Below are 16,256 nucleotides of genomic sequence, written 5' to 3' on the forward strand. Positions count from 1 at the left end.
GAGTCCGGCACGGGGACGGGGCCCGGCACCGGTGGCTACCGGTACCGGGCCCCCGACTCACCGCCCGCCCGGACCAGGCCCAGTTCGTAGGCGACGATCACCGCCTGGGCCCGGTCGCGCAGCCCAAGCTTGGCGAACAGCCGGTTGATGTGGGTCTTCACGGTGTGGTCGGTGATGGTGAGGCGTCCCGCGATCTCCGCGTTGGACAGGCCCGTCGCTATCAGTGTCAGCACCTCCGTCTCCCGGGCCGTGAGGTCACCGGCCGCGGGCACGGGCAGCCGCGAGCCGCGGGTCTGCACGAACTCGGCGATCAGCCGCTTGGTGATCTCGGGCGACAGCAGGGCGTTCCCGCCCGCCACCACCCGTACCGCGTGCAGCAGTTCGGGGAAGGTGGCGTCCTTGAGCAGGAAACCGGCCGCCCCGGCCGCGAGCGCGTCGTACACGTACTCGTCGAGGCCGAAGGTCGTCAGCACCAGGACCTTCGTGGCACCGTCGGAGGCGGCCAGGATCTCGCGGGCCGCCTCGATGCCGTTCTTGTGCGGCATCCGGATGTCCAGCAGCGCGAGGTCGGGCCGGGTCTCACGGGCCGCCAGCACCGCCTGCACCCCGTCCTCCGCCTCGGCGACGACCTCGATGTCCTCCTGGGTGCCCAGCAGGTTCACGAAACCGGTACGCACGACCGCCTGGTCGTCGGCTACCAGCGCCCTGATCACCCGCGGCTCCCTCGCTCGTTCCCCGGAACTCATCCGCTCCCCCACGGCAGCTCCGCCTCCACCAGGAAGCCGCCGTCCGGACCGGCCCCGGCCGTGAGCCGGCCCCCGACCAGGGCGGCCCGCTCCCGCATCCCGGTCAGACCGTGTCCGGTTCCGGCGCCCGCGGCGGGGCCGGAGCCGTAGTCGCCGCCCGGCCCGTCGTCGCGGACACGGAGGGTGAGCAGCCGGTCGGCGCCGTAGTCGACCTCGACCACCGTCCGGGCGCCGGGGGCGTGCTTGCGGGCGTTGGTCAGCGCCTCCTGCGCGATGCGGTAGGCGGACAGCTCCCACGCCGCGGGCAGCGCCACCCGCTCCCCGGTGATCCGCAGTTCGGCCGTGCCGCCCACCGCCCGGTGCTGGTCGACCAGTTCGGCCAGGTGGTCGAGGGTCGGCTGCGGGGCGGCGAGGGCGGTGTCGCCCTGGGGCGCGCGCAGGACGCCGAGCAGGCGGCGCAGTTCGGCCATCGAGGAGCGGGCGGTGCCGGCGATCTGCTGGAAGCCGTCGCGGGCCTCGGGCGTGAGGCCGGGCGTGGTGTACGTGGCACTCTCGGCCTGCACGGCGATCATCGACACCGAGTGGGAGACGATGTCGTGCAGTTCACGGGCGATCGCGGCGCGTTCCGCCTCGGCCGCATGCCGTCGCTCCATGGCGATCAACTGCGCCTGGGCCAGGCTCCGTTCGTTGCGCGTCTCCTCCCGGGAGCGGACCGCGTCGCCCATCATCACCGCTCCGAAGACGACCACGGTCAGCAGGAAGGACTCGGCGAACAGGCTGAGCGACCCCTTCTCCCACAGTGCGGGCACCGGCAGGTCCATCCGCGACCAGGTGTTGATGTGCACCAGGTTCACGCACAGGGCGCCGAGCGCGCCGCCCGCGACGGCGAGGGCGGGGTGCACCACCCGGTTGCGGCCCAGCGAGTAGCAGCCGGTCAGCCCGCTCACCATGATCGAAACGTAGAGGTTGACGTCCCCGGCGAAGCCGATCAGCCCTGCCGCGACGGTGAGCACCGCGACGGGCGGGAAGGAGCGCCGCCACATCAGCGAGGCGGCGGACACCAGCACCCCGACGGAGGTGGTCACACCGCCCGGGACGACGATCAACTCGGCGACCGCGCCCACCGTGACGGCGCCGCCGGTGATCCAGGGGTAGGCGGGTGCCGCGATCCACTCGCGCAGCCGCTCTTGGGGCGACGTACTCATCCCCCCATGATCCCGACCGGGGCGCGGGCGCGCGTCACCGCTCGGGTGGAGTCTTCGGCCGGAGGTCGTACCACGGGTTGAGTCCCGGGTGCGGAGCCTCGGTTGACGCCCTTCGACCTGCGGATTCCTAGCGTCGACGGGCATGAGGAAGTCCTGTGGGGAGCGGATCGCGAGGTACGCCCGACGGCCCGTCGAACGGTACGTGTGGGCCGGGTACGCGGTGGCGGCGGCGGGCTTCGCGACCGCGTCGGACCTGACGACGCATCAGGTGTGGGGCTGGTCGGCCGGGGCGGGGTACGCGCTCGCGGCGCTCCTGGCGGCCAGGGGGTGTCGTTCGGATCGGGCCGGCCGCGGCCTCCGTCGCCTTTTGGCGCCCCGCGACCCCGGCAGGAGCCGAACGACACCCCCTCGGTCCGCTCCGAGCCGGGCCGCACGGGCGGTCGCCGTGGCGGGGGCCGCCGTACTGCCGCTCGTCGGCCTGGTACTGGCGGGGGCGGGGCAGTCGGAGGTGGCCGTGGTCGAGCGGTCGGGACACCTGCTGGCCGTCACCGGGAGCCCGTACGTCACGGCTCCCGCGACCGTCGCCGACTTCAATCCCTACCTGCCGGGGACGGCCGTCTTCGGCGTACTGCCGGGCGATCCCCGCTGGTGGCTGGGCGGCGCGTTCGTCGCGGCCCTGGCCGTCGCCCGCCCGCGCCGCGTCGCGCCGCTCCTCGCCTGCCCCCTGGTCGCGCTGCCGTTCGCGGTGGGCGGCGTAGACCTGCCGGTGGCCGGTCTGATGTGTCTCGGCCTCGCCCTGGCCGGGCGGGGCCGACCGGGCGCGGCCGGCCTGGTGCTCGGGGCCGCCGCCGCGCTCAAGTGGACCGCCTGGCCCGCCCTGCCGGTCGCGCTCGCCCTGGTCGCGGCACGGCAGGGCGGCTAGCCGGCCCTGCGGTGCGCGGGCGTGGGCCTGGGCACCGCGACGGCGGCGGTCCTGCCCTTCGCGCTCGCCGATCCCACCGGGTTCCTCCGGAACGTCGTCGCCTTCCCGCTCGGTCTCGCCGCCACCGCCTCGCCCGCCGGCAGTCCGCTGCCGGGACACCTGCTCGCGGCTCACGTCCCCGGCGGCAGGGTGATCGCGCTCGCGCTCCTGACGGTCGGGGCGCTGCTGATCGGCGCCTCGCTCGCGGTACGCCCTCCGCAGACGGTGCGGGCGGCGGCCCGGCGGCTCGCGTTAGGCCTGGGCCTGGCGACGTCCCTGATGCCGGCGACGCGCTTCGGCTACCTGGTCTACCCGCTGCTCCTGGCCGCCCTGGTGCACGAGCCGACGCACCGCGGCCACCAGGTCACGGACCGTTCCGTCGAAAGGATCCCCGCATGACGAGCGACGCCCCCATGAGAAGCGAGGCCCCCATGACGAGCGACGCCCGCACCCGGGCCCGCACGCTGATCGTCACCAACGACTTCCCGCCCCGGCAGGGCGGCATCGAGACCTTCGTCCGGGAGCTGGCCGACCGCTTCCCGCCCGACGAGGTGGTCGTCCTGACCTCCGCGCCCCCAGCCACCGCGGGACCCGGTGGGACCTTCCCGTACCCGGTGGTCCGCCACCCGGCCCGCACCTTGCTGCCCACGCCCCGCGCGGCCACGCACGCCGGGGAGGTGGCCCGTCGGTACGGGTGCGACCGGGTGTGGTTCGGCGCGGCGGCGCCCCTCGCCCTGATGACGGGGCGGCTGCGCCGTACGGCGGGTGTCCGCACCGTCGTCGCCACCACCCACGGCCACGAGGTGTGGTGGGCCCGCACCCCGGGGGCCCGGGGGCTGCTGCGGCGCATCGGCAGCCAGGTGGACACGCTGACCTGGCTGGGCGAGAGCACCCGGGGCCCGATCGAGGCGGCCCTCGCCCCCGGGACCCGGACGGCCCGTCTGGTCCCCGGCGTCGACACCCGGGCCTTCCACCCCGGTGTCGACGGCACCCCGGTCAGGACGAGGTACGGGCTGGGCCGCCGCCCCGTGATCCTGTGCGCGGCCCGGCTGGTCCCGCGCAAGGGCCAGGACACCCTGATCAGGGCGCTGCCCTGGGTGCTCAGGGCGGTCCCGGACGCCGTACTGCTCCTGGTCGGCGACGGCCCCCGCGCGCCCGCACTGCGGCAACTGGCCCTGCGCGAGGGCGTCCTGGACTCGGTCGTCCTGGCCGGCGGCCACCCTCACCCGGCGCTCCCCGCGTTCTACGCCGCCGCCGACGTCTTCGCGATGCCGTGCCGTACCCGTAGGGGCGGTCTGGAAGTGGAGGGCCTGGGCATCGTGTACCTGGAGGCCGCCGCGTCCGGACTGCCGGTCGTCGCGGGCGACTCGGGCGGCGCCCCGGACGCGGTGCGCGAGGGGGAGACGGGGCACGTCGTCGACGGCCGTTCGGTCGCGGCGACGGCGGACCGGCTGATCAGGCTCCTGCGCGGCCCCCGGCTCGCCCGTGCCATGGGCGACGCGGGCCGCCGCTGGGTGCGTACGGCGTGGTCCTGGGACGACGCGTACGCGAGGCTGCGGGACCTGCTGTCGGGCGGGGCGGCGGACTGTCGCACAGTAGGACCCTGCACCCCGACCGCACACCGGCCGACGGCCCTGGGCCCGACGCCGTCCGACACCTGACAAGGCGAAGACCATGCCCTCGCAGACGCACCCCGTCGACCACGAACTCATCGAGGCCGCGGCGCACGTGGCCCGCACCCGGTGCCGGGGCGACAACCACACCATGGCGGCCGCGGCCCGCGCCCGGGACGGCCGGATCGTCACGGCCGTCAACGCCTACCACTTCACCGGCGGCCCCTGCGCCGAGCTGGTCGTCGTCGGCGCGGCGGCGGCCCAGGGCGCGTACGAACTTCAGACGATCGTCGCCGTCGGCGACCGCGAGCGGGGGATCGTCCCGCCGTGCGGCCGCTGCCGCCAGGTGCTGCTCGACTACTTTCCCGGGCTCGAGGTGATCGTCGGTGACGGCGACCGCGTCCGCGCGGTCCCCGTCACCGACCTGCTGCCCGAGACGTACGTCTGGGCGGACCACCAGCTCGACGCCGGCTGAGACCGGACGTCAGAGCGCGAGTCCGGTGAGGACCAGCACCCGCTCGTAGGTGTAGTCGTCCATCGCGAACCTCACGCCCTCGCGGCCGACGCCGGACTGCTTGGCCCCGCCGTACGGCATCTGGTCGGCGCGGTAGGAGGGGACGTCGCCGATGACGACGCCGCCGACCTCCAGGGCCCGGTGGGCGCGGAAGGCGGCCTGCAGGTCGTGGGTGAACACGCCTGCCTGGAGGCCGTACTTGGAGTCGTTGACGGCGGCGAAGGCCTCGGCCTCGCCGGTCACCCGCTGCACGCTGAGGACGGGGCCGAAGACCTCCTCGCGGGCGAGGGTGGTGTCGGCGGGCAGCTCGGTGAGGACGGTCGGCGCGTAGGAGGCGCCGTCGCGCTTGCCGCCGGTGAGGAGCTTCGCGCCCGCGTCGACGGCCTCCCGCACCCATGTCTCCACTCGCTCGGCGGCGGCCTCGCTGACCAGCGGGCCGACGTCCGTCGCGTCGTCGTTCGGGTCGCCGGTGACCTGGGCCTCGACGGCGGCGACGATGCGGGGCAGCAGGCGGTCGTAGACGGCGGCGTCGGCGATCACGCGCTGCACGGAGATGCAGGACTGGCCGCCCTGGTAGTTGGAGAAGGTCGCGATGCGCGCCGCGGCCCGGTCCAGGTCCTCGTCGCTCGCCCAGTCGCCGAGGACGACGGCCGCGCCGTTGCCGCCCAGCTCCAGCGTGCAGTGCTTGCGCGGCACCGAGTCCATGATCGCGTAGCCGACGGTCTCGGAGCCGGTGAAGGAGATGACCGGGAGGCGCTCGTCCTGGACGAGGGCGGGCATGCGGTCGTTCGGGACCGGGAGGATGCTCCACGAGCCGGCGGGCAGGTCGGTCTCGGCGAGGAGTTCGCCGAGGATCAGGCCCGACAGGGGGGTGGCGGGGGCCGGCTTGAGGATGAGGGGCGCGCCGGCGGCGATCGCGGGGGCGATCTTGTGGGCGCACAGGTTGAGCGGGAAGTTGAAGGGCGCGATGCCGAGGACCACGCCCTTGGGGAAGCGGCGGGTGAGTGCGAGGCGCCCCTGGCCGCCGGCGTCGGTGTCCAGGCGCTGGGCCTCGCCGCCGTTGAAACGGCGGGCCTCCTCGGCGGCGAAGCGGAACACGGAGACGGCCCGGCCGACCTCGCCGCGGGCCCACTTGACGGGCTTGCCGTTCTCGGCGGAGATCAGGCGGGCGATCTCCTCGGTGCGCTCCACCAGACGGCGGCTGACGTGGTCGAGGGCGGCGGCCCGTACGTGGGCGGGGGTGGCGGCGAACTCGTCCCGTACGGCGTACGCGGCGGCCACGGCCTCCTCGACCTGGGCGTCGGTGGGCAGGCTCACCGTGCCGACGGTGGTGCCGTCCCAGGGGGACGTGACGTCGAAGTCGGACTCGCCGGTGGCCTGGCGGCCGGCGAGCCAGAAGGCGTGGGTGGAAGTCATTGTCGAGTCCCGGCCCTTCCGCGTTGGGGGTGGTGGTGTGTGCGCCGTGCGGGGTCCACGGTAGGGCGGGGCGGGGTGGCGGGCGCTTGTCCAGGGTGTAGTGGTGGGTGGAGGGTGTTCGACGTGGTGGCCAGGTGGGGGCGTTACTCCGGTGCCGTCGTCTTCAGGGCCAGCCACAGCTCCATGCGGACGTCCGGGTCGTCCAGGGAGCGGCCGAGGATCTCCTCCACCCGGCGCATCCGGTAGCGCAGGGTGTGGCGGTGGACGCCGAGGTCGGCGGCGGCCGCGTCCCACTGCCCGTGGCGGGAGAGCCAGGCGCGCAGGGAGGCGACCAGGTCGCCCCGGCCGGTGGCGTCGTGGTCGCGCAGCGCCCGCAGCAGGCCGTCGGCGAAGGCGCGCACCGCGTCGTCGGCGAGGAGCGGCAGGACCGAGCCGGCCGCCACGTGCTCGTGCTCCACGCAAACGCGGCCGCGCCGGCGGGCCACCGAGAGGGCCTGCTGGGCCTGCTTGTAGGCGGTGGCCGCGGCGATGGGCCCGGACGGGGCCGAGAGTCCGACGACCAGGCTCTCCTCGTCGCCGCCCGCCCGGGGCTCGGCGGCCGGGCGGGCGGCCTCCAGCGCGGACGCGTGCTCGACGCAGGCGGCGACGGCCGCGCCCCCGTCGGTGGCCAGCACCACCAGGCGTTCCCCGTCGGGGACGATCAGCACCGCCTCGCCGGCGCGGGCCGCCGCGGACTCCGCCGCCTCGGCGAGCACGCCGAGCGGGTCGCCGCCGGGGTCGCCGCCCGTCCCAGCCGCGGTGTGCGCGGCCGTGGAGGTCCTGTTCCTGGCCGCCCCGGACTCGGCGACGATCATCCGGAACGGCGCGTCCAGCAGCCCGCCGTACAGGTCCCCGGCGACCGTGCGCGCGTGGTCGGGTTCGCCGGCGAGCAGCATGCGCAGCACGGCCGCGTCGATGCGCAGCCCGGCCTCGTGCAGGGAGCGGGAGCGTTCCGTGGTGAGGGTCAGCAGGGCGATGGCGGAGTGGACCGCGTACCGCTCGGCGGTGCCGAGGGCGGCGGCGGTGCCGACGGCGAGCGCGGAGCGCGGCCTGCGGGAGGTGCCCAGGGAGTGCAGCTCGACCCGGTCGGCGTTCTCGGAGTGCTCGGTGTTCCCCGCACCGCCGACCACCGACGAGGCCGGCGCGGGGCGCTCGCGCAGCCGCTGCACGTCCGCGGTGAGCCGGGCGGCCCTGCGTCCCGCCCACTCCGGTGCGGTGGCGACGACGGCGCCCGAGGCGTCGTACAGCGCGGCCCAGCCGTCGACCTGCGCGGCGAGCGCGGCCAGCAGCCCCTCCGGGCCGTCGGTGAGGGTCCGGCGGGTCAGCTCCCGCTGCGCGGCGAAGCCGGCCGTGACCGCGCGGTACTGGTCGGCGGCGATGGCGGCGGAGACGGCCTTGCTGATGGCGAGGAAGGGGGTGCGGCGCGGCACCTCGAGCAGCGGCAGCCCCTCCTGCCGGGCGGCGTCCACCAGCGCCTCGGGGACGTCGTCGTAGTTGACCCCGACGGCGAAGCCGAGGCCCACCACTCCCGCGCCCGCCAGCCGCTTCACGTACCGGTGCATCGCCTCGGGGTCCTCGGCGTCCAGCTTGAGGGCGGTGATCAGCAGCAGCTCCCCGCCCTCCATGTAGGGCACGGGGTCGGCGAGTTCGCTGACGTGGGCCCAGCGCACCGGCACGTCGAGGCGGTCCTCGCCGGCGCGCACGGTCAGCTTGAGCGCCGAGTGGTGGACGAGCGAGGCGAGCGTGGGGGGCATGTGGCCTGGGCCTTCGGGGTCTGCGTCGGGATGCGGGGCGGCCGCGCGGTGTCCGCGGGCCGGTGTGGAGCCTCTGTGATCTTTTGGCCGCCGCGTATGAACGACCTGTGTCGATTCTGCCTCACTGTACGGTCCCGGGTGCCCGCCCGTGCCCCGTACGGCTCACCCGCGCAGATCCACCAGCAGCGGCGGCGCGTGCTCCCCCTCGACGCTGGTCAGCGACAGCACCGCGTGCCCGGCCGGCACGGCGTGCGCCAGCTCGGAGGCCGACCAGCGTTCCCGCTCGACCTGGCGGACGGTCACCGCGTCCGTCGTCACCGCCTTGCCCGTCACGAGTTTGCGCACGGCGTGGATGAAGCGCGTCATCGGCTGGTCGGCGAAGACCGTGTGCTTGGCGACCTCGGTGGTCTCCACCCATTCGGTTCCCCACGCCTGTGCGAACCGGCCGCCGTCCCAAGTGGAGACGCCGCTGAAGGCCATGCGGCAGCCCACGGCACCGTACAGCGGTCCGTGCAGCGCCTCGGGGACGTCGCCGACGGTCCGCAGGGCGAGCAGGACGCCCGCGTTCCGCGAGCGCAGGCGCTGGATGCGGCGCACGGACTCCGGGGTGACCGCGCCCGTCGCGTCGTCCAGGACCAGGCAGGCGAAGTGCTCGCGCCGGCCCTGCCCGACGACGGCGTGGAACTGCGCGAGGACCAGCCGGGTGATCACCCGGGAGGCCTCGTCGTGTCCTCGCTCGGGGACGTCGATCCGGACCCGCAGGGGATGGTGGGCGATCGCGCGCAGGGAGAACGGCCGGGCGGTTCCGCGGCCGCCGAAGAAGTCGGCGAACGCCGGCCGGTTCAGCAGGGCCAGCCGGTCGGCCAGGGCCCGGCCCGCGTCGCCCGGCGCACCGGTCTGCCGGACGCGTGCGTCGAGTTCGCGGCGCATGACGTCGTTCCCGCTCGCCGCGAGCGCCTCTCCCAGCCGGGTCAGCACCGTCTCCTCGCCCGCCAGCAGCGCGTGCAGTTCCGGCAGCGAGGGGAACCGTCCGTGCACCGCCCGGAACGGGCCCAGCAGTTGCGCCAACGCGGTGACGGCGCCCTGTGCTCCGACCGTGTCGAGGTCGCCCACCAGGGCTTCGGCGAGGATCGCGGCGGCGTCGTCCGGGTCGTCGGACTCGGCGTACGGGTCGAGGTCGTGCACGGAGGCGGGGTCACCGATCCGGACGACCACGTCGAAGGCGTCGTCCGCGCACACCGGGGCCCCGGGGGCGGACACCGCCACGACGGCGCAGGCCCCGGTGAGCGCCTGCAGTGCGAGTGCCTCGGTCACCGGCTCGACGAGGGCGCGGGTCTTGCCGGACCCGGGGGGTCCGACCGCCAGCAGCGAGGTGCCGAGCACCTCCGGGCCGAGGGCCGCCCCGGCGTCCTGGTACGGCAGCGGGGCCTGCTGGGCGGCCGTCCAGCGGCCGATCCGCACCTGTCCGGCCAGCAGGTCGTGGCGGGCGGTCCGGCGCCGAAGGTCCCGGGCTCCGGACGGGTGGGTCCAGGCCGTGCCGCCCCGGCGCAGCACGGTGTCACGGAACGCGTCGAGCGTGGCGCCACGGCGAGCGGCGGAGAAGGCGTTCTCGATGCGGGCGCAGTCGACGTCGTTCACCGTGCCGCGGGCGACCTCGCCGGTGAGCAGGTCGGCGGCCTCGTACTGGCCGACGTCGCGCAGGGCGGGCCACTGGGAGCGGGGGCGGACGACCGGAACGCCGGAGGTGGGGGCGGCGGCCCGGCGCGCGGCGAGCAGTGTCCGCGCGTACGGCAGCCAGCCGCCGAGGCGGGCGAACGGCCACACCACGAGCAGGGTGACGAGCGCGTACAGCGTGTCCGTGTAGAGGCGTGACGCCATCAGACCGTATCCGTCGGAGACCAGCACGGTGAGTGAGAGCAGCGGATCGACCAGCGGCACGGGGGACCATCCGACGACCGGGAAGGCGTCGGGGAAGACGAAGCTGAGGACGACGAGGGCGAGCAGGGCCGAGATCAGGGCGCGGGCGGGTTGGGGCCTGCGGGTCACGTAGTGGCTGACGATGGCGTGCCAGCTGCCGAGCACGGCCACCAGGAGAACGAGCACGGCGAAGGCGAGACCCTCGTAGATCACCAGGGCCTCCGCGCCCGGGGCGGCCACCTCCCGCCCCTCGAACACCTTGGGCGACGCGAGGGTGCCGCCCCACCACCAGTCGTCCGGCGTGAACAGGCGCAGGAGGGCGTACTGGTACGAGGTGACACCGCGCTGCCACAGCGACCACACGAGCATCGCCAGGGCGAGGGGGACCAGCATGCCGACGACCGTCACCGGGGCGACCCGCTCCGGGGCCTCCTTGGGCGGCCGGTAGCCGAACCGCCAGATTCCGGGGCGGGCGGTCGGCCGCGCCTCGTCGAGCCAGGCGGCGACGGCGGACGAGGGCCGGGGAGCCTGCTCGGGCACGGGGGGCGCGTCCGGCGCCCTCGCCGGTCGTGGCGGCACCGCCGGCGCCTCCACGGGTACCTCGGGAGGTCCCGCCGGACGCGGCACCGGATTCGCATGCGTGCCCCGCGCGTCCCGGGTCCCGTCGCCGTCCATCGCCCTTGCCCCCTGACCTGCCGCTCCGTCCACCATCAGCGAGCCAATCTAACGCCCTCCCAAGGGGAGTTCACCGCTTACGCGGCCGGGCCCGCATCGACGTGTCCATATGTCGCCGTTCCCGGCACCTGTCCATGTCGGACAAGCGGCCGTTCGGACAACGCCCACATGGAGCATGCCCACCCCACGGCGCCGGTCCTAGCCTGCGAGAAAAGAAGTCAAGCGTTCGCCCGCACGACCCCAGGAGCCCCCCATGACCGCACTTCCGCAGGAGCGCCGCGTCGTCACCGCCATCCCCGGCCCGAAGTCGCAGGAGCTGCAGGCCCGCCGTACGGCCGTGGTCGCGCAGGGTGTGGGCTCCACACTGCCCGTCTTCGTCGCGCGTGCCGGCGGCGGTGTCATCGAGGACGTGGACGGCAACCGCCTGATCGACTTCGGTTCCGGCATCGCGGTGACCTCCGTCGGCGCCTCCGCCGAGGCCGTCGTGCGCAAGGCGTCCGCGCAGCTCGCCGACTTCACCCACACCTGTTTCATGGTCACGCCGTACGAGGGCTACGTCGCCGTCGCCGAGGCGCTGGCCGAGCTGACGCCGGGCGACCACGCCAAGAAGTCGGCGCTGTTCAACAGCGGCGCCGAGGCCGTCGAGAACGCCGTCAAGATCGCGCGGGCGTACACCAAGCGGCAGGCCGTGGTCGTCTTCGACCACGGGTACCACGGCCGGACCAACCTGACGATGGCGCTGACCGCGAAGAACATGCCGTACAAGGACGGCTTCGGTCCGTTCGCGCCCGAGGTGTACCGCGTGCCGGTCGCCTACGGCTACCGCTGGCCCACGGGTGCGGAGAACGCCGGTCCGGAGGCCGCCGCGCAGGCGATCGACCAGATCACCAAGCAGGTCGGCGCCCAGAACGTGGCCGCGATCGTCATCGAGCCGGTGCTCGGTGAGGGCGGCTTCATCGAGCCGGCCAAGGGCTTCCTGCCCGCGATCAGCCGGTTCGCCAAGGACAACGGCATCGTCTTCGTCGCGGACGAGATCCAGTCCGGCTTCTGCCGCACCGGCCAGTGGTTCGCCTGCGAGGACGAGGGCATCGTCCCGGACCTGATCACGACGGCGAAGGGCATCGCGGGCGGTCTGCCGCTGTCCGCCGTCACCGGCCGCGCCGAGATCATGGACGCCGCGCACTCCGGCGGCCTCGGCGGCACCTACGGCGGCAACCCGGTGGCGTGCGCGGGCGCGCTCGGTGCCATCGAGACGATGAAGGAGCTGGACCTCAACGCCCGGGCGAAGGACATCGAGGCGGTCATGAAGTCCCGCCTGGCCGCCATGGCGGAGAAGTTCGACGTCATCGGCGACGTCCGGGGCCGCGGCGCGATGATCGCGATCGAGCTGGTCAAGGACCGCGACACCAAGGAGCCGAACCCGGAGGCGACGGCCGCGCTCGCCAAGGCCTGCCACCAGGAGGGGCTGCTGGTCCTGACCTGTGGCACCTACGGCAACGTGCTGCGCTTCCTGCCCCCGCTGGTGATCGGGGAGGACCTGCTGAACGAGGGTCTCGACATCATCGAGCAGGCCTTCACCCGCGTCTGAGCACGAGTGCCGAACGCGCATCCGAGCGCCGTTTCGCACGCCTGGCGGAGCGAGCGGCAGAGCGTGTGAAGAAGGTGTGCGGGGTGGATGTCAGGACGCCGATGGACCTGTCCTGAGCGCACCCCCTGCCGTAGGTTCTACGCAGATGAGAGATACACCCGCCCACAGGGGACTGTGGGCGGATCATCAGGACGAGGCTTCCCCGGCTTCGACCTGGTCGTGCCTCGCGCACACAACCGGAGCCCACGGGTTCCGGCTTCCTCACCGATCGGACGGTCGCCCGCCCCAAACCCCCCGGGGCGCGCGGCGTTCCGGTCAGGACGGCCGCCTCGGCACTCGGGACGGCGGTTCACCGAAGGGCCGGCACACTCCCCCCCCTTGTGCCGGCCCTTCGGTGTTCACTCCCCCGGCTCCCCCGGTTCTCCCGGCTCCTCCGGGGATTCCTCGCCCGGTTCCTGCCCGGTGACGCGGGCCAGCAGGGCGCGGGCCTCGCCGGTGCGCGGATGGGCCGGGTGCAGCCGCCGCTCGCAGTCGGCCAGCGACCGTCGTACGGCGTCCTCCGCCTCGGCGCGGCGTCCCAGTCCGTAGAGTGCCTCGGCGGCGACCAGATCCGGGTACCCGGCGGCGTAGCGGGGCGGCCGGGTCGGGCTCCGGCGGATCTCCGCCAGCGCGTCCTCGTAGCGGCCCTGCCCGTTCAGGCTGTGCGCCAGCGTGGTGTGCAGGAGACCGGCGGCGGGTCCGTTCGCCCGGGACAGGTTGCCGCGGGCCACGGCCTCCGCCTCCTCGTGGCGGGCCAGCCCGCACAGGACGACGGCCAGGTGCCCCAGGGTGTTGACCTCCAGCGCCGCCACCGGGGCGCGGTGGGCGATCTGGTTCAGCTCGCGCAGGACGCCGTTCGCCTCGGTCTCCGCCTCCGCGTACCGCCGCAGGCCGGACAGGGCGACCACGCGGTTGCTGCGGGCGATCAGTCGCAGCATCTGCGAGTTGAGGCCGACTGGCTCCAGTTCCGCGATCAGCGTGTCCAGTTCGTCCAGCGCCTCGGCCATCCGGCCGTGCATGACGGCCGCTCCCGTGGCCAGCACCCTCGCCTCCCAGTGCGGCGGGCGCCTGCGCCAGGGGCGCCGCGGGAGCGCGGCCAGCGTCCGGGCCTCGGCCTCGACCTCCTCGTACCGGCCCTCACTCGTCATCGCCTTCAGCCGTGCGAAGGTCTCTCCCCACTGGCTGTCCCGTGCCGTTCGTATGGTTGCCACGGGCGGTGAGACTACGCGAGGCCGGGCCTGCGAAGCTGGGCGTCATGCCGGTCTCCGCCCCGCCACGCGCCCTGTCCGCCCTCGTCGGGCTTCCCGTGCTCCTCTTCGCGCTGATCACCTGGCAGGTCCTCGCCGACGGCCCGCTGGTCGGGGTGGACGAGCGGCTGAGCGGGGCGCTCGTCCACCCGGACCGGTTCTCCGAGCTGCTGTCCGACCTCGGCAACGTGCAGGTGGCGGTGCCGGTCCTGGTGGTGGCGCTGGCGTACGCGGCGTGGCGCGGGCGGGTCGCGGGTGTGGACCTCTGGTGGCTGCCGCCGCTGGCCGGGGCCCTGGCGATGGTGCTGGTGCCGGCGCTGGTCGCCCCGTTGAAGGAGTGGACCGACCGCCCCGGCACCCCGGCGGTGCCGCCCGCGGTCGGCTACTACCCCTCGGGCCACACCGCCACGGCGGTCGTCGCGTACGGCGCGGCGACGGTGCTGCTGCTCGGGCGGCTGCGCGCGCCGGCCGTACGCCGGACGCTGGTGGTGCTGTGCGTCCTGCTGGTGCTCGGCACCTCCTACGGGCTGGTGCGGCGGGGCTACCACTGGCCCCTGGACGTGCTGGCGAGCTGGTGCCTGGGAGTGGTGCTGCTGGCCGGGGTCCGGCTGGTGGACCGCCGGACCCCGCCCGGCCGGACCCCGCGGGAGGTCAGCCGAAGTACGCGTCGAAGTTCTTCTGGAACTCCCAGTTCGAGTAACGGTCCCAGTTGATCGACCACGTCATCAGGCCGCGCAGGTCCGGCCAGGTGCCGTGGGTGGCGTAGGAGCCGCAGTCGGTCTTCTTGGTCAGGCAGTTCAGCGCCTTGTTGACCTCGGCCGACGAGACGTGGCCGTTGCCGGCCTGGGTGGAGGCCGGCATGCCGATCGCGACCTGGTCCGGGCGCAGCGGCGGGAAGACGTTGTTGGCGTCGCCCGCGACCGGGAAGCCGGTGAGCAGCATGTCGGTCATGGCGATGTGGAAGTCGGCGCCGCCCATGGAGTGGTACTGGTTGTCGAGGCCCATGATCGAGCCGGAGTTGTAGTCCTGGACGTGCAGCAGGGTCAGGTCGTCGCGCAGGGCGTGGATCACCGGCAGGTAGGCCCCGGCCCGCGGGTCCTGGCCGCCCCACTTGCCGGTGCCGTAGTACTGGTAGCCGAGCTGGACGAAGAAGGTCTCCGGGGCCATGGTCAGCACGAAGCCGTCGCCGTACTTGGCCTTGAGGGTCTTCACGGCCGAGACGAGGTTGACGATGACGGGTGTCTTCGGGTTCTTGAAGTCCGTGTCGTCGGCGTTCAGGGAGAGCGAGTGGCCCTCGAAGTCGATGTCGAGGCCGTCCAGGCCGTACTCGTCGATGATCGCGGAGACGGAGGAGACGAACTTGTCGCGGGCGGCGGTGCTGGTGAGCTGCACCTGGCCGTTCTGGCCGCCGATGGAGATCAGCACCTTCTTGCCGGCCGCCTGTTTGGCCTTGATCGCCGCCTTGAACTCGGCGTCGCTCTCCACGTTCGGGCACTCGGCGACCGGGCAGCGCTCGAAGCGGATGTCGCCGGAGGTGACCGAGGTGGGCTCGCCGAAGGCCAGGTCGATGACGTCCCAGCTGTCGGGCACGTCGGCCATGCGGGTGTAGCCGGAGCCGTTGGCGAAGCTGGCGTGGAGGTAGCCGACCAGGGCGTGGGCCGGGAGGTCGGAGGAGCCGCCGCCGTCGTCCGGGCGCTGGGCGGTGGTCGCGGTGACCGTGGCCGAACGCGCCGACTCGCCCGCGTCGTTGACCGCGGTGACCTGGAAGGAGTACGCCGTCGACGGAGTCAGGCCGGTCAGGGTGGTGGAGGTGCCGGTGACCGTGCTGACCCTGGCGCCATCGCGGTAGACGGCGTAGCCCGTCGCGCCCGGCACCGGTGACCAGGACAGGGCGACGGCGGTGGAGGTCACCGCGCCGGTCTTCAGGCCGCCGGGGACCGCCGGGGGCTGCTGCGTCTCGCCGCCGGGGCCGGTGAGGGAGATGTCGTCGGCGTGGTAGGCACCGGTGCCGTACCAGCCGTGGGTGTAGATGGTGACCTTGGTGGTGGAGGGGCCGGTGCGGAAGGTGGTCGTCAGCTGCTGCCAGTCGGGGGCGGACTGGGCCCAGGTGGAGACGTCGGTGGTGCCGGTGCCGCTCGCGCCGAGGTAGACGTAGGTGCCCCGGACGTATCCGGAGAGCGTGTACTGGGAGTCCGGTTTGACGGACACCGTCTGCGAGCAGCGGGCGTTGTCGGCGCCGGCCGGAGTGGCCTTCAGGGCCGACGTGCCGCCGTGCACGGGCGAGGTCACGGTCGTGCCCGCGGTACAGGTCCAGCCGTCGAGCGCGGACTCGAAGCCGCCGTTGCGGGCGAGGTCCGCGTCGGCCGCACGGGCGGCCGACGTGAGCGCGGTCAGGCCGGACGCGGCGAGGGCCGCGGCCGTGAGCAGGGTGACGAGGGGGCGACGGGCGAGAGGTCTGGCGCGTTGCACAACTGCGCGTTCCACAAGTACCTCCGGGCATGGGGGAGATGGGGAGGGCGGAGCGCGCCCAATTTGGTCCAGA

At 74.1% G+C, this 16,256-nt stretch carries 13 protein-coding genes; 6 read left to right on the forward strand and 7 right to left on the reverse strand.

Translation table 11 applies throughout. The annotated features are described in order from the left end of the window. Positions 1 to 35: 35 nt before the first annotated feature. The gene (locus Sru02f_RS29630) at positions 36 to 746 is read right to left on the reverse strand and encodes a response regulator transcription factor (RefSeq protein WP_109036326.1); all 711 of its coding nucleotides are present in this window, start codon (positions 744 to 746) and stop codon (positions 36 to 38) included. Beyond that, positions 743 to 1,951 (reverse strand): sensor histidine kinase, encoded by a 1,209-nt coding sequence (locus tag Sru02f_RS29635; RefSeq protein ID WP_109035962.1) that lies wholly within the window; start codon positions 1,949 to 1,951, stop codon positions 743 to 745. The genes Sru02f_RS29630 and Sru02f_RS29635 overlap by 4 nt, the downstream gene beginning before the upstream one ends. 445 nt (positions 1,952 to 2,396) lie before the next feature. Between Sru02f_RS29635 and Sru02f_RS29640 the strand changes: the two genes are divergently transcribed. From Sru02f_RS29640 to Sru02f_RS29655, 4 genes are read left to right on the forward strand one after another with little or no spacing between them, the layout of a single operon-like run. Continuing rightward, positions 2,397 to 2,873, forward strand: coding sequence for a hypothetical protein (locus Sru02f_RS29640; RefSeq protein ID WP_373103604.1), 477 nt, complete (start codon positions 2,397 to 2,399; stop codon positions 2,871 to 2,873). Between the two features lie 21 nt (positions 2,874 to 2,894). Then, positions 2,895 to 3,311 (forward strand): hypothetical protein, encoded by a 417-nt coding sequence (locus tag Sru02f_RS29645; RefSeq protein WP_373103607.1) that lies wholly within the window; start codon positions 2,895 to 2,897, stop codon positions 3,309 to 3,311. Positions 3,312 to 3,343: 32 nt separating this feature from the next. Then, positions 3,344 to 4,573, forward strand: coding sequence for a glycosyltransferase family 4 protein (locus Sru02f_RS29650; RefSeq protein ID WP_109035966.1), 1,230 nt, complete (start codon positions 3,344 to 3,346; stop codon positions 4,571 to 4,573). Positions 4,574 to 4,586: 13 nt separating this feature from the next. After that, positions 4,587 to 5,000 (forward strand): cytidine/deoxycytidylate deaminase family protein, encoded by a 414-nt coding sequence (locus Sru02f_RS29655; RefSeq protein ID WP_109035968.1) that lies wholly within the window; start codon positions 4,587 to 4,589, stop codon positions 4,998 to 5,000. Positions 5,001 to 5,009: 9 nt separating this feature from the next. On the opposite strand, the gene Sru02f_RS29660 is transcribed toward Sru02f_RS29655, so the two are convergent. From Sru02f_RS29660 to Sru02f_RS29670, 3 genes are all read right to left on the reverse strand, one after another. Next, the gene (locus tag Sru02f_RS29660; RefSeq protein WP_109035970.1) at positions 5,010 to 6,455 is read right to left on the reverse strand and encodes an aldehyde dehydrogenase family protein; all 1,446 of its coding nucleotides are present in this window, start codon (positions 6,453 to 6,455) and stop codon (positions 5,010 to 5,012) included. Between the two features lie 143 nt (positions 6,456 to 6,598). Continuing rightward, positions 6,599 to 8,248 carry a PucR family transcriptional regulator gene (locus tag Sru02f_RS29665; RefSeq protein WP_109035973.1) on the reverse strand — a complete coding sequence of 550 codons (1,650 nt, stop codon included), beginning with the start codon at positions 8,246 to 8,248 and terminating at the stop codon, positions 6,599 to 6,601. A gap of 162 nt (positions 8,249 to 8,410) precedes the next feature. Then, positions 8,411 to 10,840: a type IV secretory system conjugative DNA transfer family protein gene (locus tag Sru02f_RS29670; protein WP_109035975.1), complete on the reverse strand. Its 2,430-nt coding sequence runs from the start codon at positions 10,838 to 10,840 to the stop codon at positions 8,411 to 8,413. Positions 10,841 to 11,093: 253 nt separating this feature from the next. On the opposite strand from Sru02f_RS29670, the gene gabT reads away from it, so the two are divergent. Then, a complete protein-coding gene (gabT, locus tag Sru02f_RS29675; RefSeq protein WP_109035977.1) occupies positions 11,094 to 12,428 on the forward strand; it encodes a 4-aminobutyrate--2-oxoglutarate transaminase in 1,335 nt (444 codons plus the stop codon). Between the two features lie 398 nt (positions 12,429 to 12,826). Here the strand turns inward: gabT and Sru02f_RS29680 are convergent, their stop codons facing one another. Further along, the gene (locus Sru02f_RS29680; RefSeq protein WP_244941943.1) at positions 12,827 to 13,678 is read right to left on the reverse strand and encodes a tetratricopeptide repeat protein; all 852 of its coding nucleotides are present in this window, start codon (positions 13,676 to 13,678) and stop codon (positions 12,827 to 12,829) included. A gap of 44 nt (positions 13,679 to 13,722) precedes the next feature. On the opposite strand from Sru02f_RS29680, the gene Sru02f_RS29685 reads away from it, so the two are divergent. Next, a complete protein-coding gene (locus tag Sru02f_RS29685; RefSeq protein ID WP_164272047.1) occupies positions 13,723 to 14,427 on the forward strand; it encodes a phosphatase PAP2 family protein in 705 nt (234 codons plus the stop codon). Here Sru02f_RS29685 and Sru02f_RS29690 read toward each other — a convergent pair. Further along, on the reverse strand, positions 14,366 to 16,183 hold the full coding sequence (locus Sru02f_RS29690; RefSeq protein WP_174855224.1) for a chitinase: 1,818 nt from the start codon (positions 16,181 to 16,183) through the stop codon (positions 14,366 to 14,368). The genes Sru02f_RS29685 and Sru02f_RS29690 overlap by 62 nt on opposite strands. Positions 16,184 to 16,256: the final 73 nt, after the last annotated feature.

The organism is Streptomyces rubrogriseus (assembly GCF_027947575.1).
GTDB lineage: Bacteria > Actinomycetota > Actinomycetes > Streptomycetales > Streptomycetaceae > Streptomyces > Streptomyces rubrogriseus.